Source organism: Cupriavidus pauculus, assembly GCF_008801835.1.
Lineage (GTDB): Bacteria > Pseudomonadota > Gammaproteobacteria > Burkholderiales > Burkholderiaceae > Cupriavidus > Cupriavidus pauculus.
On the sequence record NZ_VZOW01000002.1, the window covers coordinates 239,606 to 262,871 of the forward strand.

23 protein-coding genes are annotated in these 23,266 nt (G+C 63.3%); 2 read left to right on the plus strand and 21 right to left on the minus strand.

All coding sequences use genetic code 11. The annotated features are described in order from the left end of the window. Positions 1–82 precede the first annotated feature (82 nt). The 6 genes from F7R19_RS03800 to F7R19_RS03825 all read right to left on the minus strand — a co-directional run bounded on the left by F7R19_RS03800 (position 83) and on the right by F7R19_RS03825 (position 5,616). Positions 83–1,018, minus strand: a complete 936-nt coding sequence (locus F7R19_RS03800) for an electron transfer flavoprotein subunit alpha/FixB family protein (protein WP_061957597.1) — start codon at positions 1,016–1,018, stop codon at positions 83–85. 17 nt (positions 1,019–1,035) lie between these two features. Next, positions 1,036–1,785, minus strand: coding sequence for an electron transfer flavoprotein subunit beta/FixA family protein (locus F7R19_RS03805; RefSeq protein WP_061957596.1), 750 nt, complete (start codon positions 1,783–1,785; stop codon positions 1,036–1,038). A gap of 207 nt (positions 1,786–1,992) precedes the next feature. Beyond that, positions 1,993–2,787: a MetQ/NlpA family ABC transporter substrate-binding protein gene (locus tag F7R19_RS03810; protein WP_150979414.1), complete on the minus strand. Its 795-nt coding sequence runs from the start codon at positions 2,785–2,787 to the stop codon at positions 1,993–1,995. A 55-nt stretch (positions 2,788–2,842) separates the two neighbouring features. Continuing rightward, on the minus strand, positions 2,843–3,496 hold the full coding sequence (locus F7R19_RS03815) for a methionine ABC transporter permease (protein WP_061957594.1): 654 nt from the start codon (positions 3,494–3,496) through the stop codon (positions 2,843–2,845). Continuing rightward, complete coding sequence (locus tag F7R19_RS03820) at positions 3,486–4,520, minus strand: methionine ABC transporter ATP-binding protein (protein ID WP_061957593.1); 1,035 nt, start codon at positions 4,518–4,520, stop codon at positions 3,486–3,488. The genes F7R19_RS03815 and F7R19_RS03820 overlap by 11 nt, the downstream gene beginning before the upstream one ends. 172 nt (positions 4,521–4,692) lie before the next feature. Next, positions 4,693–5,616: a histone deacetylase family protein gene (locus tag F7R19_RS03825; protein ID WP_150979415.1), complete on the minus strand. Its 924-nt coding sequence runs from the start codon at positions 5,614–5,616 to the stop codon at positions 4,693–4,695. Between the two features lie 149 nt (positions 5,617–5,765). Between F7R19_RS03825 and mltB the strand changes: the two genes are divergently transcribed. After that, the gene (gene mltB, locus F7R19_RS03830) at positions 5,766–6,872 is read left to right on the plus strand and encodes a lytic murein transglycosylase B (protein ID WP_150979416.1); all 1,107 of its coding nucleotides are present in this window, start codon (positions 5,766–5,768) and stop codon (positions 6,870–6,872) included. A 71-nt stretch (positions 6,873–6,943) separates the two neighbouring features. On the opposite strand, the gene cysM is transcribed toward mltB, so the two are convergent. The 11 genes from cysM to cmk form a co-directional block, all read right to left on the minus strand. Next, positions 6,944–7,846, minus strand: coding sequence for a cysteine synthase CysM (gene cysM, locus F7R19_RS03835; RefSeq protein WP_061957591.1), 903 nt, complete (start codon positions 7,844–7,846; stop codon positions 6,944–6,946). A 109-nt stretch (positions 7,847–7,955) separates the two neighbouring features. Beyond that, the gene (locus F7R19_RS03840; RefSeq protein ID WP_061957590.1) at positions 7,956–9,281 is read right to left on the minus strand and encodes a solute carrier family 23 protein; all 1,326 of its coding nucleotides are present in this window, start codon (positions 9,279–9,281) and stop codon (positions 7,956–7,958) included. A gap of 198 nt (positions 9,282–9,479) precedes the next feature. Further along, positions 9,480–9,872 carry a ComEA family DNA-binding protein gene (locus F7R19_RS03845; RefSeq protein ID WP_061957589.1) on the minus strand — a complete coding sequence of 131 codons (393 nt, stop codon included), beginning with the start codon at positions 9,870–9,872 and terminating at the stop codon, positions 9,480–9,482. A 212-nt stretch (positions 9,873–10,084) separates the two neighbouring features. Next, a complete protein-coding gene (gene rfaD, locus F7R19_RS03850; protein ID WP_061957588.1) occupies positions 10,085–11,077 on the minus strand; it encodes an ADP-glyceromanno-heptose 6-epimerase in 993 nt (330 codons plus the stop codon). Between the two features lie 26 nt (positions 11,078–11,103). After that, positions 11,104–12,048: a D-glycero-beta-D-manno-heptose-7-phosphate kinase gene (gene rfaE1 / locus F7R19_RS03855; protein ID WP_150979417.1), complete on the minus strand. Its 945-nt coding sequence runs from the start codon at positions 12,046–12,048 to the stop codon at positions 11,104–11,106. A 69-nt stretch (positions 12,049–12,117) separates the two neighbouring features. After that, on the minus strand, positions 12,118–13,491 hold the full coding sequence (locus F7R19_RS03860; protein ID WP_150979418.1) for a UDP-glucose dehydrogenase family protein: 1,374 nt from the start codon (positions 13,489–13,491) through the stop codon (positions 12,118–12,120). Between the two features lie 39 nt (positions 13,492–13,530). Beyond that, the gene (gene lapB, locus F7R19_RS03865) at positions 13,531–14,727 is read right to left on the minus strand and encodes a lipopolysaccharide assembly protein LapB (RefSeq protein ID WP_150979419.1); all 1,197 of its coding nucleotides are present in this window, start codon (positions 14,725–14,727) and stop codon (positions 13,531–13,533) included. A 3-nt stretch (positions 14,728–14,730) separates the two neighbouring features. Continuing rightward, positions 14,731–15,054, minus strand: a complete 324-nt coding sequence (locus tag F7R19_RS03870; RefSeq protein WP_061957584.1) for a LapA family protein — start codon at positions 15,052–15,054, stop codon at positions 14,731–14,733. 226 nt (positions 15,055–15,280) lie between these two features. Beyond that, complete coding sequence (locus tag F7R19_RS03875) at positions 15,281–15,691, minus strand: integration host factor subunit beta (RefSeq protein WP_061957583.1); 411 nt, start codon at positions 15,689–15,691, stop codon at positions 15,281–15,283. Between the two features lie 37 nt (positions 15,692–15,728). Next, positions 15,729–17,423: a 30S ribosomal protein S1 gene (rpsA, locus tag F7R19_RS03880; RefSeq protein WP_061957582.1), complete on the minus strand. Its 1,695-nt coding sequence runs from the start codon at positions 17,421–17,423 to the stop codon at positions 15,729–15,731. A 144-nt stretch (positions 17,424–17,567) separates the two neighbouring features. Next, positions 17,568–18,227 (minus strand): (d)CMP kinase, encoded by a 660-nt coding sequence (gene cmk / locus F7R19_RS03885; protein WP_061957581.1) that lies wholly within the window; start codon positions 18,225–18,227, stop codon positions 17,568–17,570. Between the two features lie 145 nt (positions 18,228–18,372). On the opposite strand from cmk, the gene F7R19_RS03890 reads away from it, so the two are divergent. Next, the gene (locus F7R19_RS03890; RefSeq protein WP_150979495.1) at positions 18,373–18,615 is read left to right on the plus strand and encodes a DUF2061 domain-containing protein; all 243 of its coding nucleotides are present in this window, start codon (positions 18,373–18,375) and stop codon (positions 18,613–18,615) included. Positions 18,616–18,649: 34 nt separating this feature from the next. Here F7R19_RS03890 and aroA read toward each other — a convergent pair whose 3' ends face one another. The 4 genes from aroA to pheA are packed head-to-tail and all read right to left on the minus strand — an operon-like array spanning position 18,650 to position 23,218. Continuing rightward, complete coding sequence (gene aroA / locus F7R19_RS03895; RefSeq protein ID WP_150979420.1) at positions 18,650–19,963, minus strand: 3-phosphoshikimate 1-carboxyvinyltransferase; 1,314 nt, start codon at positions 19,961–19,963, stop codon at positions 18,650–18,652. A gap of 43 nt (positions 19,964–20,006) precedes the next feature. Beyond that, a complete protein-coding gene (locus F7R19_RS03900; RefSeq protein WP_061957580.1) occupies positions 20,007–20,930 on the minus strand; it encodes a prephenate dehydrogenase in 924 nt (307 codons plus the stop codon). Further along, positions 20,927–22,051, minus strand: a complete 1,125-nt coding sequence (gene hisC / locus F7R19_RS03905) for a histidinol-phosphate transaminase (protein WP_150979421.1) — start codon at positions 22,049–22,051, stop codon at positions 20,927–20,929. The genes F7R19_RS03900 and hisC overlap by 4 nt, the downstream gene beginning before the upstream one ends. A 15-nt stretch (positions 22,052–22,066) precedes the next feature. Further along, a complete protein-coding gene (pheA, locus tag F7R19_RS03910; protein ID WP_061957578.1) occupies positions 22,067–23,218 on the minus strand; it encodes a prephenate dehydratase in 1,152 nt (383 codons plus the stop codon). Positions 23,219–23,266 lie beyond the last annotated feature (48 nt).

The window sequence follows — 23,266 nt, forward strand, 5'->3', positions numbered from 1 at the left end:
CTCGCGGGATTCACCCGGAACGGCTTTTATTCTTCTGCGCGATTGGCCGGTCATCGAGATGCGAACCGGCCATCGGAGTGCCTTAGCCCAATGCGGCCACCAGTTCCGGCACCACGGTGTTCAGATCGCCAACCAGGCCGTAATCCGCCACCGAGAAGATCGGGGCTTCGGCGTCCTTGTTGATCGCCACGATCACCTTGGAATCCTTCATGCCGGCCAGATGCTGGATCGCGCCCGAGATACCGACGGCGATGTACAGCTGCGGCGCGACGATCTTGCCGGTCTGGCCAACCTGATAGTCGTTCGGCACGAAGCCGGCGTCCACTGCCGCGCGCGATGCGCCCAGCGCAGCGCCCAGCTTGTCAGCCAGCGGCGTCAGCACCTTGGTGTAGTTCTCGCCCGAACCCACGCCGCGGCCACCCGAGACGATGATCTTGGCGGCGGTCAGTTCCGGACGGTCGCTCTTGGTCAGCTCGCGCGACACAAATTGCGACAGACCCGCGTCGGCCACCGCCGGCAGCGTTTCCACGCTGGCCGAGCCACCCTCGGGCGCGGCCTGGTCGAACGCCGTGCCGCGCACGGTGATCACCTTGATCTTGTCGGCCGACTTGACCGTGGCGATCGCGTTGCCGGCGTAAATCGGACGCTCGAACGTGTCGGGCGAATCGACCTTGGTGATGTCCGACAGTTGCGCCACGTCCAGCTTGGCGGCCACGCGCGGCAGGATGTTCTTGCCCGAGGCCGTGGCCGGCGCAACGATATGCGAGTAGTCGCTGGCGATGGCCAGGATCTGCTCGGCGACGTTCTCGGCCAGACCGTCGGCAAAGTACGGCGCGTCGGCCAGCAGCACCTTCGCCACGCCTGCGATCTTCGCGGCGGCGTCGGCTGCGGCCTTGGCGTTCGAGCCGGCCACCAGCACGTGGACGTCGCCGCCGCATTGGGCGGCTGCCGTCACGGCGTTCAGCGTGGCGGCCTTGATCGATTGATTGTCGTGTTCAGCAATGACAAGTGCAGTCATGTTCTATCTCCCCGCGCTCAGATAACCTTGGCTTCAGACTTCAGCTTTTGCACCAGCGTGGCAACGTCCGGCACCATCACGCCGGCGCTGCGCTTGGCAGGCTCGACTACCTTGACGGTGGACAGGCGCGGCTTCACGTCGACACCGAGGTCTTCCGGCTTGACGGTTTCCAGCGGCTTCTTCTTGGCCTTCATGATGTTCGGCAGCGTCACGTAGCGCGGCTCGTTCAGGCGCAGGTCGGTGGTCACCACGGCCGGCAGCTTGACCGACACGGTTTCCAGACCGCCATCCACTTCGCGCGTGACCGACGCCTTGCCGTCGGCAACCACCACCTTCGAGGCGAAGGTGGCTTGCGGCAGCCCGGCCAGCGCGGCCACCATCTGGCCGGTCTGGTTCGAGTCGTCGTCGATGGCCTGCTTGCCCAGGATCACCAGGCTCGGCTGCTCCTTGTCGATCAACGCCTTGAGCAGCTTGGCCACGGCCAGCGGCTGCAGGTCTTCTGCGGATTCCACCAGGATGCCGCGGTCGGCGCCGATGGCCATCGCGGTACGCAGGGTTTCCTGGCATTGCGCCACCCCGCAGGACACCGCGATCACCTCGCTGACGACGCCCGCTTCTTTCAGGCGCACGGCCTCTTCCACGGCGATTTCGTCGAACGGGTTCATGCTCATCTTCACGTTGGCCAGGTCGACGCCTGTGCCATCCGATTTCACGCGGACCTTGACGTTGTAGTCCACCACCCGCTTGACTGCGACGAGTACTTTCATGCGCTCACTCCACTGATAGCTGATAGTCCAAAGTTTTGAATCGCTCGCCATTATAACCACCAGGGTGGCGGCGCTTTTGATTTTCGAACGATCGTACTATTTTATAGACAAAGAATTGCCGGGCATAGCCGGCAATCCAAAAAACCCGCCCCGATTGTGCCGCAGGATGCTCTGCGCGCACAGGGTTTGGATGAAAGCTTCGACAAATTACCAGGCGGTAATCACAGAATCCTTGAAAGTAGCCTGGACGTACTGCTTGATTTCAGCCGAATGGTAGGCCTTCACGAGCTTGGCGACCCACGGTTTGTTCTTGTCCGCTTCGCGGATGGCGATCAGGTTGGCGTACGGACCCTTCGGGCCTTCCATGGCGATCGCGTCACGCGTCGGCGACAGGCCGGCGGATTCAGCGTAGTTGCCGTTGATGGCGGCAGCGTCCAGATCGTCAAGCGAACGCGGCAATTGCGCCGCATCGAGTTCCACGATCTTGATCTTGCGCGGGTTTTCGACGATGTCGAGCGGCGTCGCCTTCAGGCCCGCATCGGGGCGCAGCTTGATCAGACCCTTCGCTTGCAGCAGCAACAGGCCGCGGCCGCCATTGGTGGGATCGTTCGGCACGCCCACGCGGGCGCCTTGCTTGAGCTGGTCCAGCGACTTGATCTTCTTCGAATACACGCCCATCGGGAACGTCACCGTATAGGCCACGTGCGCGAACTTGTAGCCGCGGTCCTTGATCTGGGCCTCGAGGTACGGCAAATGCTGGTAGCTGTTGGCGTCGAGATCGCCGGCGGCCAGCGCGGCATTCGGCTGGATGTAGTCGCTGAACTCCACCACCTGGATGTTCAGACCGTCCTTGGCCGCCACTTTCTTGACCTGCTCCATGATCTGCGCATGCGGGCCGCCCGTCACGCCCACCTTGATCGGCTTTTCCTGCGCGATGGCGCCAGCCGACACCACCATACCCAGCGCGACGACGGCGCCCTTGATCACACTTCGACGTTGCATTGCGATGTACCCCTGGTTCTTCTATTGATATTGATGGAATTGGTTTTTCTTCTTATCAGCGATGGCTGATACGGCGAACCAGCCAGTCGCCAAAACTCTGCACGGCCTGCACGAAGACGATCAGGATCACGACCACCGCCACCATGATCTCGGTAATGTAGCGCTGGTAGCCGTAGCGGATGCCGAGATCGCCGAGGCCACCGCCACCGATCGCGCCCGCCATGGCCGAATAGCCAACCAGGCTCACGAACGTGATGGTCAGCCCCGCCACGATGCCGGGCATGGCTTCCGGCAGCAGCACCTTCCAGACGATCTGCCCCGTGGTGGCGCCCATCGACTGGGCGGCTTCCACCAGACCCTTGTCGACTTCGCGCAGCGCGGACTCGACCAGTCGCGCGATGAACGGAATCGCGGCAATCGTCAACGGCACAATGGCCGCCGTGGTGCCGATCGACGACCCCACGATAAAGCGCGTAAACGGAATCACCACCACCAGCAGGATGATGAACGGAATCGAGCGCACCGCGTTCACCACCACGCCGATGGAGCGGTTAAACAGCGGATGCGACAGCACGCCGCCGCGGTTGGTCAGGTGCAGCAGCACGCCCAGCGGCACACCGAGCAACGCCCCCACCACGCCCGAGATCGCCACCATCAGCAACGTCTCGGCGAACGACGACAGGAACAGGTCAAACATTTCAGACCACATGTTCGATCTCCTCCACCACTACGCCTTGTTGTTGCAGATATTCCATCGCGGCGCGCACGTCCGCCGGATCGCCGGTGGCCATGATTGCCAGCGAGCCAAACGCCTGGCCCTGGATTTCGTCGATATGGCCGTGCAGGATGTTGAAGTCCAGGCCATGCTGGCGGATCGCCTGCGCAAGCACCGGCTGATCGACGTTCTCGCCAGTGAACGCCAGTCGGTAGACGTGGTCGCGCCCGTTGCCGAGGCGGCTCTCGACGCGCTTGAGCACGCTGGCAGGCAATTCCTGGGCGATCACATCGCCAATCATCGCGCGCGTGACATCGTGCTGCGGACGCAGGAAGACGTCGATCACGCGGCCCGATTCCACCACCTGTCCGGCTTCGAGCACCGCCACGCGGTCGCATACCTGTTTGATGACTTCCATCTGGTGCGTGATCATGACGATCGTCAGCCCCAGTTCCTTGTTGATCTGCTTGAGCAGTTCGAGGATCGAGCGCGTGGTTTCGGGATCCAGCGCCGACGTGGCCTCGTCGGATAGCAGCACTTTCGGCTTGCTGGCCAGCGCGCGGGCGATACCCACGCGCTGTTTCTGCCCACCGCTGATTTGCGCCGGATAACGGTCACGGAGGTTCGACAGACCCACCAGCGCCAGCAAGGGCTCGACGGTCGCCGCAATCTCCTGCCGCGACTTGCCGGCCAGCTCCAGCGGCAATGCCACGTTGTCGTAGACGGTGCGCGACGACAGCAGGTTGAAATGCTGGAAGATCATGCCGATTTCGCGGCGCGCCTCGCGCAGCGCGCCGTTACCGAGCGCAGTCAGATCCTGACCGTCGACGATCACGCGGCCGCCGGACGGACGGTTCAGCAGATTGATGGCGCGTACCAGCGTACTTTTGCCGGCGCCGCTTCGGCCGATGATGCCGAAAATCTCGCCAGCGGCGATGGATAGGCTGACATCGCGCAGCGCATGCACCTCCCCCGACCCGCCCGGGAAGCGCTGCGAGAGTCCTTGCAGTTCGATCATGGAACGAAAAAAGAAAACGGCAACAGCGCGGGGTCTCCTGCGTTGTTGCCGCACTTATTTTTATGAAGCCCGCATTTTATGCGATTCGCTTCATACCTCAAACGAGATTTTTTCGATGGCTTTATACGCTCCCGTCATAAAGACCACCAAAAAGAGCCGCGAAAAGCTCTTTTCAGGCGTCCATCAGCGCCTTGAGATGGGCGAATACGCTGCGGGCCAGCGCGCTGAGGTTATAGCCGCCCTCGAGACAACTGACGATGCGGCCATGGGCGTGGGCGCGTGCCACGTCCACCAGTTGCTGGGTGATCCAGGTGTAATCCTGCTCTACCAAACCCATCTGGCCGAGATCGTCCTCCCGGTGCGCGTCGAAACCTGCCGAAATAAACAGCATTTCCGGCTTGAACTCGTTCAGGCGCGGCAGCCAGATCGTCTCCACCACTTCGCGCACCGCCAGGCCATTCGTATAAGCGGGGAGCGGGATATTCGACATATTGGTCGCAATATGTTCCGTGCCGCTATAGGGATAGAACGGATGCTGAAAGAAGCTGCACATCATGACCTGGGAGTCATCGCGAAACGCCGCTTCCGTGCCGTTGCCATGGTGCACGTCGAAATCGATAATCGCCACGCGCTGCAGGCCGTGCGCCGCCAGCGCATGACGGGCCGCAATGGCGACGTTATTGAAAAAGCAGAAACCCATCGCCCGGTCCGGTTCGGCGTGGTGACCGGGCGGACGCACGCAGCAGAACGCATTTTCGATTTCGCCGGCCATTACGGCATCGGTCGCCGCCACAGCAGCGCCGGCGGCATGGGTCGCCGCGGTCAGCGTGTGTCGATTCATCGACGTATCGGGATCGATCGGAAAATATCCGGTCGACGGACTGTTGGCGGCCAGCCCCGCGACATAGTCGGGCCGATGCACGCGCTCGATCTGCGCTTCGGTGGCGGCAGGCGCCTCGCGCCGGTCCAGCAGCCCATCGATTCCATGCGAAATCAGATGATCTTCGATGGCCTGCAGCCGTTCCGGGCATTCGGGATGGAAATGTCCCATCTCGTGCAACAGGAACGACGGATGCGTGTAATAGCCCGTTGGCATTTTTGATTGCGGGTCAAGTTTGTCTCCAGCCGTTACGTTAGCACAGGACATGCGCGCGCCCTCGGCCCCGAAACTTCGTAACCAACCGCGCGGATCGGGCGATGCATAAAACACATCCGCTATACTCGGTGCGACTTGCAAAGGACAACATGACAGATCCACAGCGCCCCTTGCGCCGCCCATTGATGGGCGCCGCATTTACCGCTGCCGCACTGGGCCTCTGCGGCATTTCTCCAGGCCTCTTCGCCGCCGGCAAGCGCCGCGTGAGCGTGCGTGAAGAAGAAATCGACCCGGGCCGCTATCAGAATCATCCGCAAGCACGCGCATTCATCGACGACATGGTGGCGCGCAATGGATTTCAGCGCACCGAACTGGAATCGTATTTCGGGCAGGCTGTTTATAGCGCTACCGTAGCGCGGCTGATCATGCCGCCCACCACGCCGGGCAAGAAAAGCTGGCGCGCCTACCGTTCCCGCTTTATCGAGCCGATCCGTATCAACGCCGGCGTCCGCTTCTGGCAACAGAATCGCGAAACGCTGCGCCGAGCGGAAGCCGAATTCGGCGTGCCCGCTTCGGTCATCGTCGGCATTATCGGCGTGGAAACGATTTATGGCCGCGATATGGGTACGTTTCGCGTGATGGACTCACTTTCCACGCTCGCCTTCGATTACCCCGATACGCCGAATCGCGAAGCCCGCACCAAGCTGTTTCGCGATCAGTTGGCCGATTATCTGCTGTGGTGCCGCGACACCAAAACCGATGTGTTTTCGGTGCTTGGCTCTTATGCGGGCGCCATCGGCATTCCGCAGTTCATGCCGACCAGCCTGCGCGAGTATGCGATCGACTACGACGGCGACGGGCATATCGATTTGCGCAACAGCCCCGCCGACGCCATTGGCAGCGTCGGGCGCTTTTTGCAACTGCATGGATGGGAGCAGAATCGTCCCGTGGTCTGGCGCATTGCCGGCGACGCGGGCAGCCAGGGCGTCGCCGTGGCGGCAGCCGACGGCGAGCCGTGGCCCACGCGCACATTGAACCAGCTGACGCGTGCAGGACTGCGCGTGGACGAGCCGATCGATGTGCAGCGCGAAGGCGAAGCGGGGGTGTTGATTGTCGACCTGCCCACGCCGGATCAGCCCACCGAGTACATCATCGGCCTGCGCAACTTCTACGTGCTGACGCGCTACAACCGCAGCTTCTTCTACGCCTTGGCCGTCTATCAGCTTGGCGAGGCAGTAAAGGCCGCGATGAGCTGATCGATCCGTCAGTCCCATAAACAAAAGCCCCGCGTCGACAACCCGCGGGGCCTTTGCTGCGGGACCGACGATCAGGCCGGAAACACTCCAGTCGACAGATAGCGATCGCCGCGGTCGCATACGACGAATACGATCGTGGCGTTCTCGACTTCTTCGGCAACCTTCAGCGCCACGCAGAGCGCGCCCGCCGCCGAGATCCCGCAGAAAATGCCTTCCTCGCGCGCCATCCGGCGCGCCATATGCTCGGCGTCGGCCTGCGTCACCGGCTCTTGCCGATCGACATACTTCGGGTCATAGATCTTTGGCAAGTACGCTTCCGGCCACTTCCGAATGCCCGGAATCCGCGAACCTTCCGCCGGCTGCGCGCCGACGATCTGGATGGCTGGATTCTTTTCCTTGAGGAAACGCGATACGCCAGTAATAGTGCCCGTCGTGCCCATCGCCGACACGAAGTGCGTGATGCGGCCTTCGGTATCGCGCCACAATTCCGGGCCAGTGGTCTCGTAATGCGACAGCGGGTTATCGGGGTTCGCGAACTGGTCGAGGATCACGCCCTTGCCCTCGCGCTCCATGGCGTCGGCCAGATCGCGCGCGTATTCCATGCCGCCCTTGACCGGGGTGAGGATGATCTCGGCGCCGTAAGCCGCCATGCTTTGGCGACGCTCCAGGCTGAGATCCTCGGGCATGATCAGCACCATGCGGTAGCCGCGAATTGCCGCCGCCATGGCCAACGCGATACCGGTATTGCCGGACGTGGCTTCGATCAGCGTGTCGCCAGGCTTGATACGCCCGCGCTCTTCCGCACGCCGGATCATCGACACCGCAGGGCGATCCTTGACCGAACCGGCAGGATTGTTCCCTTCGAGCTTGCCGAGGATGACATTGCCACGCGCTTCGATAGCAGCACCGGGAATGCGTTGCAGTCGTACCAGCGGCGTGTTGCCGATGGTGTCTTCAATCGTTTTGTAGGCCATGGTGCGGGGGTCAGTCGGTTTTTCGTGGGTCATTGTAATGCAGCAACCTTACCCGCATCGCGGACCGGGGCAATCGACCCGGCCCGCGTCACTCGCGAAACTCGCACGATCAGTGCGTGAGCCCCTGCTCTTCGGCGCGGCCCTTGCCCAGCAGGTGGTAGAGCAGGATCGCCCCGAACGTGGCGGTGCCGATACCGCCCAGCGTCATTCCGCCCAGCTTCAGCGTCAGGTCGCCCGCCGCCACCGTCAGCGTGGCCCCCACGGTGATCAGGTTGCGTGAACTCGAGAAATCGACGTGGTTCTGGACCCAGATACGGCCAGCCGTCGCCGAAATCAGGCCGAACACGACAATGGTCAGCCCACCAATCACCGGTCCCGGAATCGTGAGGATCAGCGCGCCAAACTTGGGTGAAAAGCCAAGCAGGATGGCCACCGCGGCAGCCACCACGAAGATCAGCGTCGAGTAGATCTTGGTGACGGCCATCACGCCCATGTTTTCGGCGTAGGTGGTCACGCCCGTGCCACCACCCGACGCCGACAGCATCGTCGCGACGCCATCGCCGATGAACGCGCGACCGATGTATGGATCGAGATTGCGTCCCGTCATTACGCCGATCGCCTTGATGTGCCCAAGGTTTTCCGCCACGAGCACGATCGCCACCGGCGCAATCAGCAGCATCGCATTGATCTGGAACACGGGCGCGGTGAACTCCGGCATGCCGAACCAGTTGGCTGCCGCCACGCCCGAAAAATCGATGGCCTTGCCCATGCCCATCATGTTGGTGGCCACGAAGTACGCGAGGTATCCTGCCAGCCCACCGAGCAGCACAGGCAGGCGCCCGAGCATACCGGGCGCGCGTACGGCAATGAGCCCCACTGCAAGCACCGTCAGCAGCCCGACCCACGTATCGAGCGGCGCACCGCTGACCGCCTTGACCGCCACGGGCGCCAGGTTCAGGCCGATGGCCGCGACGATCGCGCCTGTCACCACGGGAGGCATCAGCTTTTCGACCCACGCATAACCGACGGCCTGGACGATCAGACCAATCACCGTATAGAGCGCACCCGCGGCGATGATCCCACCGAGCGCCAGCGGGATGTTGGGATTCGGTCCGCTACCCCCGTAGCCGGTTGCGGCGATCACCACGGCAATGAAGGCGAAGCTCGATCCAAGGTAGCTCGGCACGCGACCGCGCACGCATAAGAAGAACAGTAATGTGCCGACGCCCGAGAACAGGATGGCGATATTCGGATGGAAACCCATCAGGATGGGCGCGATGGCCGTGGAGCCGAACATCGCCACCACGTGCTGGATGCCCGCCAGCAAGGTCTGCCCGGCAGGCAGCCGCTCGTCGGGGCCGATCACGCCCGAGGTCTTGAGCCGCCACGTCGGCAGGAAACCCCCGTCGTCAGTACTGCCCTGGCCATTCGCCATGTTTTTCTCTCCCTGTCAGCGGTACGTCTGTAGTTGGATAAGGCCGCTTGCGATGGTGGCGCAGCCACCTGCCGCAACGGCGTTGCGCATGATACCCCGCACCCAGTAGCGTGCAAATTGGCATGGCTGCGGTGTGCGATGTCAGCCAAGCACAACGCATACCAGCCATGCCAGTTGACGCGCGATGGCGCCGCTCCGTCAGCGAGCCGCTGCCGCCTTGGCCGCGGGCTTGGCCGCAGGCTTGGCATCCTTGCGCGCGGTCGTTGCCGCGGCACCGAAGGTCAGCCCTGCTTCCTGCAGATGGGCGACCGACTTCGGTCCCACTCCGGGCACGCGGTCCGACAGGTCGCCGGCGTCCTTGTAGGCGCCGTTTTTGTCGCGCTCTTCGAGAATGCGTTTGGCCGTAGCGGGCCCGATGCCCTTGACGGACATCAGCGCGGCTTCGTCGGCACTGTTGACGTCGACATCGGCATACGCCGGCTGGATGCCGGACAGGGCAAGCAGCAGCGCGAGCGCCATGCCCGCGCGTCGCCAGCCGCGCAGCAGCGCCGCGCCAACATGAGAGAGGGAAATAGCAGACGTCTTGTGCATCAGAAAACTCCTTTCCTTGATTGGGATGCCCGCCGCTTCGTGCAGCGGGGACCGTCAGGATAGAAGTCCGAATCGACGTCAGAAATGGCCGGACACACAAGTTCACATCACCCGCGCGGATATGTGTCCGACCGACTTATCGGCGTTGCATTTCCCGCGGTTCAGCGAAGACTGCGCAAAGCCGTCGTGGTGCGCGCGCGACAGTCACGCCATCAAGCGCGTTCCAGCAGCCACTGGCAATAACGGCTCACGCCTTCCTGCACGGTGAGGAAAGGCGCGTCATAGCCGGCCGCGCGCAGTCGCGAGACATCGGATTGCGTGAAGCACTGGTACTTGCCACGCAGCGCGTCGGGAAACTTCACGTATTCGACCAGGCCTTCCTGGACCATATCGTCCAGCGAAAGCTGCGGCTTGCCCTCGGCCTCGCGCAGTGCATTCACCACCGACACGGCGATGTCGTTGAACGGCTGCGAGCGTCCCGTACCAAGATTGAAGATGCCGGATTTTTCCGGATGATCGAGGAAGTACAGGTTGACCTTGACGACGTCTTCCACCGAAACGAAATCGCGGCTTTGCGTACCCGGCGCATAGCCGTTGTATTCGCCAAACAGCTTCACCGACCCTTCGGCGCGGAACTGGTTGAAGTGGTGGAACGCCACGGACGCCATGCGCCCCTTGTGGAATTCCCGCGGGCCATAAACGTTGAAGTAGCGGAAACCAACGATCTGCGACAGCGCGGACGGCAAGCGTCGACGCACCACCTGATCGAACAGGAATTTCGAGTATCCGTAGACATTGAGCGGCTTCTCGAACTCGCGATCCTCGCGAAACAGCGTGGACGCGCCGTAGGTGGCCGCCGATGATGCATAGAGAAACTGCGTGCCCTGTTCCAGGCACGCTTCCATCAGCGCCAGCGTGTAACGGTAGTTGTTTTCCATCATGTAGCGGCCGTCCGTCTCCATGGTGTCGGAGCAGGCGCCTTCGTGGAATACCGCGCGCACGTTGCCGAAATCGCCGCGCTTGAAGCGCTCGATGAACTGGGTCTTGTCCAGATAGTCGGCAATCTCGCAATCCACGAGGTTGTTGAATTTCTCGGCGCGCGTCAGGTTGTCGACGGCCACGATGTGGGTCTCGCCGCGCTCGTTGAGCCCCTTGACGAGGTTGCTGCCGACAAAGCCGGCAGCGCCGGTCACGATGATGGTCATGGCGGATTCAGGCTTGATGGCGCGCCTCAGGCGGCGCCAAATAACTCGGGATAAGTGACAACGGCGGTACCCAGCTTGCCGACGACGATGGCGCCGGCGCGGTTGGCGTGCTGCACCGCTTCCTTGAGCGGCACGCCTGCGCCAAGCATGGTGGCCAGCGTGGCGATCACGGTGTCGCCGGCCCCCGATACATCATAGACTTCGCGGGCCTGGGCCGAGACATGCAGCACTTCGGCTTCGGTATAGAGCGTCATGCCCTCTTCCGAACGCGTCAGCAACAGCGCCTCGAGCTGCAAGGCGCGCCGCAGGTTCTGCGCGCGAATGGTCAGATCAGCCTCGGTCTTCCAGGCACCGACCACGGCACGCATCTCTGCGCGGTTTGGCGTGATCACCGTGGCGCCGCGATAGCGCGAATAATCGTCGCCCTTCGGATCGATCAGGACGGTGCGGCCGGCCGCGCGGCCGGCCTCCACCATGCGCCCGACGTGGGTCAGGCCGCCCTTGCCGTAATCGGACAGCACCAGGACCTGATAGTCGTGCACCAGCTTATTGAATCGATCCTGTACGGACGACAGCACCTCGCTGGCCGGCGCGTTTTCGAAATCCACGCGCAGCAACTGCTGCTGATGCGCCATGACGCGCAGCTTGATCGTGGTATTCAGGCTGGCATCGCGGTGCAGGTAGGGCTGCACGTGGCTGGCGTTCAGCAATGTTTCGAGCGTACGGCCCGGTTCATCGTCGCCGACCACGCCAAGCATGCCGACCGTTGCACCCAGCGCCGCGGCATTGCGCGCGACGTTGGCGGCGCCGCCCAGGCGCTCGTCGCTGCGCTTGATCTGCACCACGGGCACCGGCGCCTCGGGCGAAATGCGTTCGACATCGCCGAACCAGTAACGGTCCAGCATCATGTCCCCTACCACCAACACTTGCGATTGTTGGATCTGATCCTGCGAAATGGTGTTCTTGCTCATGAACTTCCCTTTGCGGACGTGCGCCGGTCAGGCGTCACGGGCCGGTCTGGATACGCGGATTGGAAAGAATCAGTGCTTCGCGGTGGAGCGCCCGATCGCGTGATATTCGATGCCGGCCGCTGCCATGGCATCGGGTTCATAGAGGTTACGGCCATCGATGATGACTGGCGTCTTGAGCAGCGCGCGGATCTGCGAGAAATCGGGGCTGCGGAAGACCTTCCACTCGGTCACGATCACCAGTGCGTCGGCGTCCTTGAGCACGTCCATCTGCGCTTCGCAGAACTGAACGCGCGCGAGGCCACCCGGAATATCGGCCAGGTCGATCTCGAGCACGCGTCGCGCCTCTTCCATCGCGACCGGGTCATGCACGCGCAACGACGCGCCGCGCGACACCAGCTCCCGCGCCAGCACACGCGACGGCGCTTCGCGCATGTCGTCGGTGTTGGGCTTGAACGCAAGGCCCCAGATCCCGAAGGTCTTGCCGCTCAGGTCTTCGCCGAATCGCTTGATGACCTTGCGCCCAAGCACCTGCTTCTGCGCATCGTTGACCGATTCCACGGCTTCCAGCACACGCATCGGCTTGCCATAGGCGCTGGCCGTGCGCATCAGCGCCTGGACGTCCTTCGGGAAACACGATCCGCCGTAACCCGCGCCAGCGTACAGGAAACTGTAGCCGATGCGCGGATCGGAGCCGATGCCCATGCGCACCAGCTCGATGTCGGCGCCCACTTCGTCGGCCAGATTCGCCAGCTCGTTCATGAACGAAATGCGCGTCGCGAGCATCGAGTTGGCCGCGTACTTCGTGAACTCGGCCGAGCGGACATCCATGTAGAACGTGCGCTCGTGGTTGCGGTTGAACGGCGAATACAGCTGGCGCATGATCGCCTGCGCGTGGCGGCCGGCGACATCTGGCGCGCAGCCCAGCACGATGCGGTCGGGGCGCATGAAATCCTCGACGGCCGCGCCCTCCTTGAGAAACTCGGGATTGGACACCACCGAGAACTGCAGGTCCTCCAGGCCGCGCGACGCGAGTTCTTCGCGGATCACGGCGCTGACGCGGTCGCCCGTGCCGACCGGCACCGTCGACTTGTCCACCACCACCTTGAATCCGGTCATGTGACGGCCGATGTTGCGCGCCGCGGCCAGCACGTACTGCAGGTCGGCTGAACCGTCTTCGTCGGGCGGCGTGCCGACGGCGATGAACTGCACGTCCGCATGCTCGACACTGGCCGCGACATCGGTGGAAAACGTCAGGCGACCGGCCGCGCGATTGCGGTCGATCAGTTCCTTGAGACCTGGCTCGTAGATCGGCACGCCGCCCGCGTTGAGCAGCGCGATCTTCTTTTCATCGACATCGAGGCAGAACACGGAATTGCCGAGTTCGGCGAGGCAGGCACCGGTCACGAGACCAACATAACCGCTGCCAATAATGGTGACTTTCATTGCGGAAGCTCCAAAATGATGTGGGCCGCTTGATATGACTTAGCCAAGCGCTTCGGAGCGGCGCGGCGCATAGGTTTCCCAGCGGTTGCAGCCGGGGCATTGCCAATAGAACAAGCGGGCGCGAAAGCCGCATTCGCGGCAGGTATAGCGCGCCAGATTTCGGGTACGCAGTTGCAGCAGATCGCGAATGGCGGCGGTTTCGCTGGCGCCTTCGTCCGCCACGGCATCACTGGCAGACGCTGCGGCTTCGGCCTGCGCGGCCTGCGCCTCGAAATAGCGCGTGAGCGCCAGCAGCGACGGTTGCCGGCGCAGCTGGTCGCGCATCAGGGCCGTGGCCGCCTCCGGACCGTTGACTTCGAGTTCGGTGCGATAGGCGGTGTCCAGCAGTTCGGGTGCGAGATTGCCTTTCAGCAGGCCGCGCAGCCATTCGACAGCCTTGCCTTGCTCGCCCAACGTGGCATATGCCTTGACCACGCGGTCCGCCACCAGCGGCACGTAGGCCGCGTCCTGCGTTTCGATGCCGAGCCAGTGCTTCAGCGCACCGGGCATGTCGCCGGCTGCGGCAGCAACGTCGCCCAGCAGGATCGGCGCGCGCACGTTGGCCGGGTTCTCGGCTTTCGCACGGTCCAGCCATGCGATGGCGTCCTCGGGCTTTTTCTTTTGCAGCGCGTCCTGGGCGAGTTCGCAGCAGAACTGGGCAATCTGCATGCGATAGTCCTTCTGGTCCAGCGTTTGCAACTCGCGCGCGGCGTCGATCGCCTTCGACCATTCCTTCTCGACTTCGTACAGTTCCAGCAGCACGCGCTTTGCCGACGCGGCATAGGGCCCGGACATCAGGCGACGCAGCGATTCTTCGGCGCGATCCAGCAGCCCCGCGCGCAGGAAATCTTGCCCCAGCTCATACAGCGCGTGCTCGCGCTCCGGCTCCGGCAGATCGGGCCGTGTCGCCAGATTCTGGTGCACGCGGATCGCGCGCTCGGTTTCGCCCCGACGGCGGAACAGCGCGCCCAGCGCGAAATGCAGCTCGGTGGTTTCGGGGTCGAGGCGCGCCACTTCGACAAACGCGTCGATCGCCTGATCCGGCTGCTCGTTAAGCAGGAAATTCAGGCCCTTGAAGTACGAACGCGGCAACGCTCCCTGTTCGCTCATCAACTGGCGCAGGTCGAAGCGGGCGGCCATCCAGCCAAGGCCAAAGACAAGTGGCAGCGCGAGCAACCACCAGGTTTCAAACATCATGGATCAGACTTTCGGGCCGACTACGTTATAGGAGACGCCTGGCTTTGCCTCGGGCGGCACAACATCGACCGGCGACGCCCTGCGCGCTTCACCCAGCGCACGGCGCAAGCGCGCGGCCTCCATGCGCTGGCGCATCAGGCCGGGCGCAACCGCTGCCAGGGCCGCCAGGATCCCCAGGCCAAACGCCGCCAGCAGAATCAGAATCAGCGGGGCATGCCACACAGCGCCGAAAAAAAGTTGCAAGTCAGCATCGCCCGTGTTGCGCAGGGCCAGCACGAACAACAGGACGAACAGGACAATACGAAAGATCCAGGCGACGAGTTTCATGCGGTGTGAGACAACGTAACGGGGTTGGGCATCCGGCCAAGTAACTCGCGGCCAGGCGCGCGGGCGACGGATTCCCGGCATTGTAACGGAATCACTTATCGCAAACGGTAACGAATGGTGGAGTCACGGGGCGCCGGCGCGGCCCGGGCCGGAAACCGTTCGACCCAACAAAAAGCGCTCCCGAGGGAGCGCTTTCCGAAAGACTTGCCAGTATGGCGAGCGAGCATCAGGAACGGACCAGATTGAGCTGGGCGTCCTCGCGCAATCCGCCTTGGGCCGACTGCGTCGTGGACAGGCCCTGTCCGGCACCGTGCCCCGACTGGCCGTTGGCGGCGATAACACCGCCCTGCGGCGACGCGGGACGATCCACACGCTCGCGCAATTCCTTGCCCGCCTTGAAATGTGGCACCCGTTTTTCGGGCACCAGCACTCGTTCACCGGACTTGGGATTGCGCCCCACGCGCGGCGGCCGCCGATTCAGACCGAAGCTGCCGAAGCCGCGGATCTCGATGCGATGGCCATCGGCCAGGGCTTCGGACATCGCGTCGAGAATCGTTTTCACCGAGATGTCCGCATCCCGCAGCAGCAACTGCGGGAAACGGGCAGCCAGTTTTTCGACGAGCTCGGACTTGGTCATGGGCGGTTTCGCTTGCGCGCAGCGCTCTCGCGTGAAATTACTGGTTGTCCTGGCCCAGCTTGGCCTTCAGCAGTGCGCCGAGGTTGGTCGTGCCAGCCGCGCCGGTGTCAGCCTGGAACTTCTGCATCGCTTCCTGCTGCTCTGCGCTGTCCTTGGCCTTGATCGACAGGTTGATGTTGCGCGACTTGCGGTCGACGTTCACCACCAGGGCGGTGATCTGTTCGCCTTCCTTCAGCACGTTGCGGGCGTCTTCCACGCGGTCGGCGGAGATTTCCGAAGCGCGCAGGTAGCCTTCCACGTCGTCGGCCAGTTGCACCACGGCGCCCTTGGCATCAACAGCCTTGATCGTGCCGTTGACGAGCGAACCCTTGTCGTTGGCCGAGATGAAGTTGTTGAACGGATCGCCCGACAGCTGCTTGATGCCCAGCGAGATGCGTTCCTTGTCGACGTCGATGCCCAGGACGACAGCTTCCACTTCGTCGCCCTTCTTGTACTTGCGCACGGCTTCTTCGCCCGTCTCTTGCCACGACAGGTCCGACAGGTGCACCAGGCCGTCGATGCCGCCAGGCAGACCGATGAACACGCCGAAGTCGGTGATCGACTTGATCTGGCCGGTCAGCTTGTCGCCCTTCTTGTGGTTGCGGCTGAAATCGTCCCACGGATTGGCCTTGCACTGCTTCATGCCCAGGCTGATACGACGCTTGTCTTCGTCGATATCCAGAACCATGACTTCGACTTCGTCGCCCAGCTGGACAACCTTCGACGGGGCCACGTTCTTGTTGGTCCAGTCCATTTCCGACACGTGGACCAGGCCTTCGATACCGGCTTCGATTTCCACGAATGCGCCGTAGTCGGTCAGGTTCGTGACCTTGCCGAACAGACGCGTGCCTTGCGGGTAACGACGCGAGATGCCCACCCACGGATCTTCGCCCAGTTGCTTCACGCCCAGCGAGACGCGGTTCTTTTCCTGGTCGAACTTGAGGATCTTGGCGGTGATTTCCTGGCCAACCGACAGCACTTCGCTCGGGTGACGCACACGACGCCATGCCAGGTCGGTGATGTGCAGCAGGCCGTCGATGCCACCGAGGTCCACAAACGCGCCGTAGTCGGTGATGTTCTTGACGATACCGTTGACGATCGCGCCTTCCTTCAGCGTTTCCATCAGCTTCTGACGCTCTTCGCCCAGCGTGGCTTCCACCACGGCGCGACGCGACAGCACGACGTTGTTGCGCTTGCGATCGAGCTTGATCACCTTGAATTCAAGGGTCTTGCCTTCGTACGGCGTGGTGTCCTTGATGGGACGCACGTCGACCAGCGAGCCGGGCAGGAATGCGCGGATGCCGTTGACCATCACCGTCAGGCCGCCCTTGACCTTGCCGGTCACGGTACCCGAGATGATTTCGCCGTCTTCCAGCGCCTTCTCGAGGTTCAGCCACGATGCCAGGCGCTTGGCCTTGTCGCGGGACAGAATGGTGTCGCCATAGCCGTTCTCGAGCGCGTCGATGGCCACGGAGACGTAGTCGCCGGCCTGCACTTCGAGTTCGCCCTGGTCGTTCAGGAACTCCTCCACCGGCACAAATGCTTCGGACTTGAGGCCGGCGTTGACGACCACGAAATTGTGGTCGATGCGCACGACTTCAGCGGAAATCACTTCGCCAGCCTTCATATTGGAGCGGGCGATCGATTCCTCGAACAGTGCGGCAAAGGATTCGTTAGTTTGCAGGTCGGACATAAACGTAAGTTAGCAATCCGCAGTACGCTGGCCGGCGCGCCTATCGCGCTCAGTCTGCCATCGCAGCGGGGTTGGGTTGAGAACGTCTGGCGGCGGCAAAGCCCGCACCAGACTCCTGTTGCACCGGGGCGGCGACGCCCACCGTTATCGCACGGCGGCGAACCACTCCAGCACCTGCGTCACCGCCTCGTCGACCGTCATTTCGGACGTATCGAGGCGCTGCGCGTCTTCAGCGGGACGCAGCGGGGCGGCGGCACGGGAGCGATCCCGCGCGTCGCGCGCCTCGAGGTCACGCAAAAGGTCTTCGATATTAGCAGAAATTCCCTTATCAATCAATTGTTTATAGCGCCTGCGGGCGCGCGCCTCGACACTTGCGGTCAAGAACACCTTGAGCCGGGCCTCGGGAAAGATCACCGTGCCCATGTCGCGGCCGTCCGCCACCAGCCCGGGAAGTTTGCGAAACCCGCGTTGCAGCGCCGTCAACGCGTCGCGCACCGGCTGATGCACGGCCAGCGCGGAGGCCCGGTTGCCGATCGCCTCGTGGCGGATCAGCTGACTGACCTCCTCGCCCGCCAGCCATACTCGGTCCGGTCCGAATTTCACATCCAGGTGCAAGGCGATCCTTGCCAGCGCGTCGACGTCCTGGACGTCCACATCGGCCCGATCGCTGGCCAGCGCGACAAGCCGATAGAGCGCGCCGCTGTCCAGCAGATGGAAGCCAAGGGCATCTGCCACCTTGTGGGCCACGGTCCCCTTTCCGGACGCGGTGGGCCCATCTATGGTGATGACGTCGATGATAGTCATTATCAATTGATTGGTTTGAAACTATTGATTTCCGATCTCAATTGAGAATCGTTATCATGAAATCCATGGTTGCGTGGCAGCAGCGCCACGGTTCCTCACAAAAGTGCTGCGCAACCATCCTGAATTCATTCGCGAGGCAGCCACCATGGCCAAAACACTTTCCTTCGGCATCATGCACCTGGGCATCGCTTTCAGCGTGACCTACGCGTTGACTGGCAATCTGGCCGTCAGCGGCGCCGTGACCTTCGTCGAACCAGCGGTGAACATGGTGGCGCACTACTTCTTCGACAAGTATTGGGCCCGCCGCGAGCGCCGAGCCGCCGCAGACGCCCGCACCGGGAACACGGCGTCGGCCACCGCTGTGCCACGCCGGCTCGCCATGACGTGATCGCCACCAAGGCGGCACCGCGTGAAGTGACCGCTTACCGCGCTATCTTGCCGAACACCTCGAAATACTCGGGAAAAGTCTTGGCCACGCATCCCGGATCGTTGATCCGTACCGGCAAAGGACCAAATGCGGCCAGCGAGAAACACATCGCCATCCGATGGTCATCATAGGTGCCAATGCCATCGGACGGGGTGCGCCATAGCTCATCCGATGCTGGTGGCGTCACTTTCAGGTAGTCGGCACCCTCTTCCACCTGTGCGCCGAGCTTGCGTAGCTCGGTGGCCATGGCGGCAATCCGGTCGGTTTCCTTGACGCGCCAGCTGGCAATGTTTGTCAGCGTGGTCGTGCCTTCTGCAAACAATGCCGCGACAGCCAGCGTCATGGCCGCATCGGGAATATGGTTGCAATCGAGTTCGATGCCATTGAGCCGGCCGTCGTCGCGCTCCGTGCCACGCACCTCGATCCAGTTATCCCCGGCCATCACGTTGGCGCCCATGCGGTTCAGCGCATCGGCAAACCGTACGTCGCCCTGGATGCTCGACAATCCGACGCCTTCCACGCGCACCGGCCCGCCGCCGATCGCCCCGGCCGCCAGAAAGTACGACGCCGTGGAAGCATCGCCCTCGACGTAGATCTCGCCAGGCGATGTGTACGCGGCGTTGGCGGGCAGCACAAAGCGCTCCCAGCCGTGGCGCTCGACCGCGATGCCGAAGCGCGCCAGCAGGTTCAGCGTGATTTCGATGTATGGCTTCGAGATCAGTTCGCCGACCACCTCGATTTCAATGCGGCCGCTTGGCGCCGACGCCATCGGCAGCGTCATCAGCAGCGCCGTCAGAAACTGGCTCGATACGTCGCCGCGCACGCGAATCGGCGCATCGATGCGGATCTGTGCCGGACCGATCTGCAAGGGGGGATAGCCGGGCGTTCCCAGATAGTCGATCGACGCGCCAACCTGCAGCAGGCCGTCGACCAGATCGCCGATGGGACGCTCGTGCATGCGCGCCACGCCGCTCACCTTGTAGGTGCCGCCCTGCAAGGCGAGCGCCGCGGTCAGCGGACGAATCGCGGTGCCGGCGTTCCCCATGAACAGGTCCGCGGACTTGTTCGGAAATTTCCCGCCGACACCGGTCACGATGCAGTCGCCGCCGTCGCGGCGCCACGCCACGCCGAGCACCTTGAGCGCCTCCAGCATGACGCGCGTATCGTCCGAATCGAGCAGGTCGCGCACGCGCGTCTCGCCGGTGGCAAGCGCCGCCAGCAGCAGCACGCGGTTGGAGATGCTTTTGGAGCCGGGCAGGCGAACCGTGCCCGAAGCACGGGTCAGAGGGCCGAGGGTCAGATGTTCCATGGTCTTTGCAGCCAGGCCGCCGCGCATCAGGCGCGTGGCGGCCTCAGGGTTCTACGTTATGGGCGGCCGCGCGTGCGGCGCCCCATTTCAGGCGCGTGTCGCTGGCGCGCGCAAACACGCGCTCGAGCGCCGCGCCGTCGCCCGCCTTGATCTGCGCCTTGAGGTGGCCGAGCACCGCCTCATACGTATCGATCTCGCGCAGCAGCGCCTCCTTGTTGGCGATACAGATGTCGCGCCACATCTCCGGCGAAGACGCGGCAATGCGCGTGAAGTCGCGGAAACCGCCGCCGGCAAAATCGAGCTTCAGCGCGGCGTCCTCGGCGTTGCCGATCTGCGCGACGAGCGCATACGACAACAGATGCGGCAGATGGCTAACCGCGGCGAAGACGGCGTCATGCTGCACGGCCGACATCACATGGCAATCGGCGCCCGCCGCTTCCCACATCGCGCGCACCGCCGCCACGTCGGCACGGCTGTTTTCCTGCAGCGGACACAGTACGACCTTCTTGCCACGATACAGATCGTTCAGCGCCGCCTCGACACCGTTCAGCTCGCGCCCGGCAATCGGATGCGCGGGTACGAACTGCGCAACCTTGTCGCCAAGGGCGGTCTTGGCCGCCATGATCACATCGGATTTGGTGCTGCCCGCATCGGTGACAATCGTGCCCGGCTGCAGATGCGGCTCCAGCGCGTGCAACAGCGCGAAGTTCTGCGCGACCGGCGCGCACAGTACGATCAGGCTGGCGCCGCGCGCGGCATCGGCGAGCGATTCGGCGATCTCGTCGATCACGCCGAGCGCCTTGGCCTTTTCGAGCGATGCCGCCGAACGCCCCACCCCGATCACCGTGTCGACCACGCCAGCGCGTTTCAGCGATAACGCCAGCGATCCGCCGATCAGGCCGACCCCAACAATCACGACACGGGAAAAATGCAACGCTCGCACGGATTCAATCTCAGTGGAATTCATTTCAGCGCCTGCTCCAGCGCTGTGATCAACGTGGCATTCTCCTCGGGTAGGCCGATCGTGATGCGCAACCATTGCGGCAAGCCATAGTTGGCCACCGGTCGCACGATCACGCCTTGCTTGAGCAGCGCCAGATTGACGCGCGCACCGGCGCCGTCATCGCTGCCGACGCGGACCATGACGAAATTGCCCGACGAGTTCACGTATTCCAGGCCCATCCGCTCGAATGCGGCGACCAACTGCGCCTTGCCAGCACGATTGAGCTCGGCGCTGCGATGGAGAAAATCCGTATCGCCCAGCGCCGCCACAGCAGCGGCCTGCGCCAGGCTGTTGACGTTGAACGGCTGGCGCACACGATTGAGCAGATCGGTCAGCGGAGGTTGCGCCACGCCATGGCCGACGCGCAGCCCGGCCAGGCCATACGCCTTCGAGAAGGTGCGCGACACCATCAGGTTCGGATACTTGCGCACCCAGGCGACGGACTCGTACTGCTGCGCGGGATCGAGATATTCGTTGTACGCCTCGTCCAGCACCACCACGACATGCTGCGGCACCTTGGCCAGGAACGCCTCGATCTCGGCAGCGGCCACAAACGTGCCGGTCGGATTGTTCGGATTGGCGATGAAGACGAGCTTGGTGTCCGGCGCAATGGCCGCGGCCATCGCATCGAGATCATGCCCATAGTCGCGCGCCTTCACCTCGATGGCGCGGGCGCCCACTTCCTGAGTGGCCAGTGCATAGACGGCAAACGAATACTCGGCGTAGACGATCGACTCGCCCGGACGCACGAGCGCATGCGCGGCAAGTTCGAGGATGTCGTTGCTGCCGTTGCCGAGCGTGAGCCATTCGGCCGGCACGTCGAACTTCGCGGCAAGCTTCGCTTTCAGCTCGAAGCCGTTGCTGTCCGGATAGCGGCCGAGTTCGCCCATCGCCGCGGCGATGGCGTGCTTGGCCGACTCTGGCATGCCCAGTGGATTCTCGTTCGAAGCCAGCTTGACGATGCGCGCCTCGTCGAGTCCGAACTCGCGCGCAACTTCCGAAATCGGCTTGCCGGCGATGTAGGGCGAGATCTTTCGCACGTACGACGGGCCGAAGTAGTCGGCTGCGTTGCCCTGTTCTGACATGGTGTTACCTCGCTGTTATCGGCTCGACGGATAGGAACCGAGCACCTTCAGATACGCGGCGTTGGCGCGCAACATCTCGATCGCACGCGCCACGGCGGGGTCATGCTGGTGCCCTTCGACGTCGACGTAAAAGTAGTATTCCCACGCGCCGCTGCGCGCGGGACGCGATTCGAAGCGGCACATCGACACGCCGTTTTCCGCCAGTGGCGCCAGCAGCTGGTACACGGCGCCGGCCTTGTTCGGCACGGACAGGATCATCGACGTCTGGTCGCTGCCCGACGGTTCGGTTTCGTATCGGCCGATCACCGCGAAGCGCGTGCGATTGTGCGGATCGTCCTGGATGTGCGACCGGACGATATGCAGGTGATAGCGGTTGGCGGCCGACTCGCCGGCAATCGCCGCCACGGTTGGATCTTCGCTGGCCATGCGCGCCGCCTCCGCGTTGCTCGACACCGCCTGGCGCTCGAGGTTCGGATAGTTGGCGGTCAGCCAGTGCTGGCATTGCGCCAGGGCCTGCGCGTGCGCGCGCACGACCTTGACGCCCTGCATGTCCGGCGTCGACGCCATGAGGTTGTGATGCACCTTCAGGGCGATTTCACCGCTGATCTTCAGCGAGGTTTGCAGGAACAGGTCGAGCGTGCGCGATACCGCGCCTTCGGTGGAATTCTCGACCGGCACCACGCCATATTCGACGGTGCCCGCCTCGACTGCCCGAAACACCTCGTCGATACTCGGGCACGGCACGCCGGACACTTCATGACCGAAGTGCGCGTAAAGCGCCTGTTCGGAAAACGTTCCCGCGGGCCCCAGAAAGGCAATTTCCAGCGGCTTTTCCAGTCCGCGGCAGGCCGACATCACCTCGCGCCAGATCGACGCCACGCTTTCGTCGAGCAGGGGCCCGGGATTGGCGCCCTGCACCTTGCGGATGACCTGCAATTCGCGCTCGGGACGAAACACCGGCGCGCCATACTTCTTCTTGACCTCGCCGACATCGAGCGCGAGCTGCGCACGGCGGTTCAGCAACGTCAGCAGTTCGCGGTCGACGGCATCGATCTGGTTGCGCAGCGGCGCCAGGTCCGCGGACAACGCCTGCTCTTGCGGGCTGGGGCCGCCATTGTCATTGCGCGTCGCGTCCGCGCCGGCGCTCGGCTTGTCTTGCTCTGTCATATCAAGGCCTGTGGGCCGCGTGTGGCACGGCCTCTCGAAAAGTCTGGG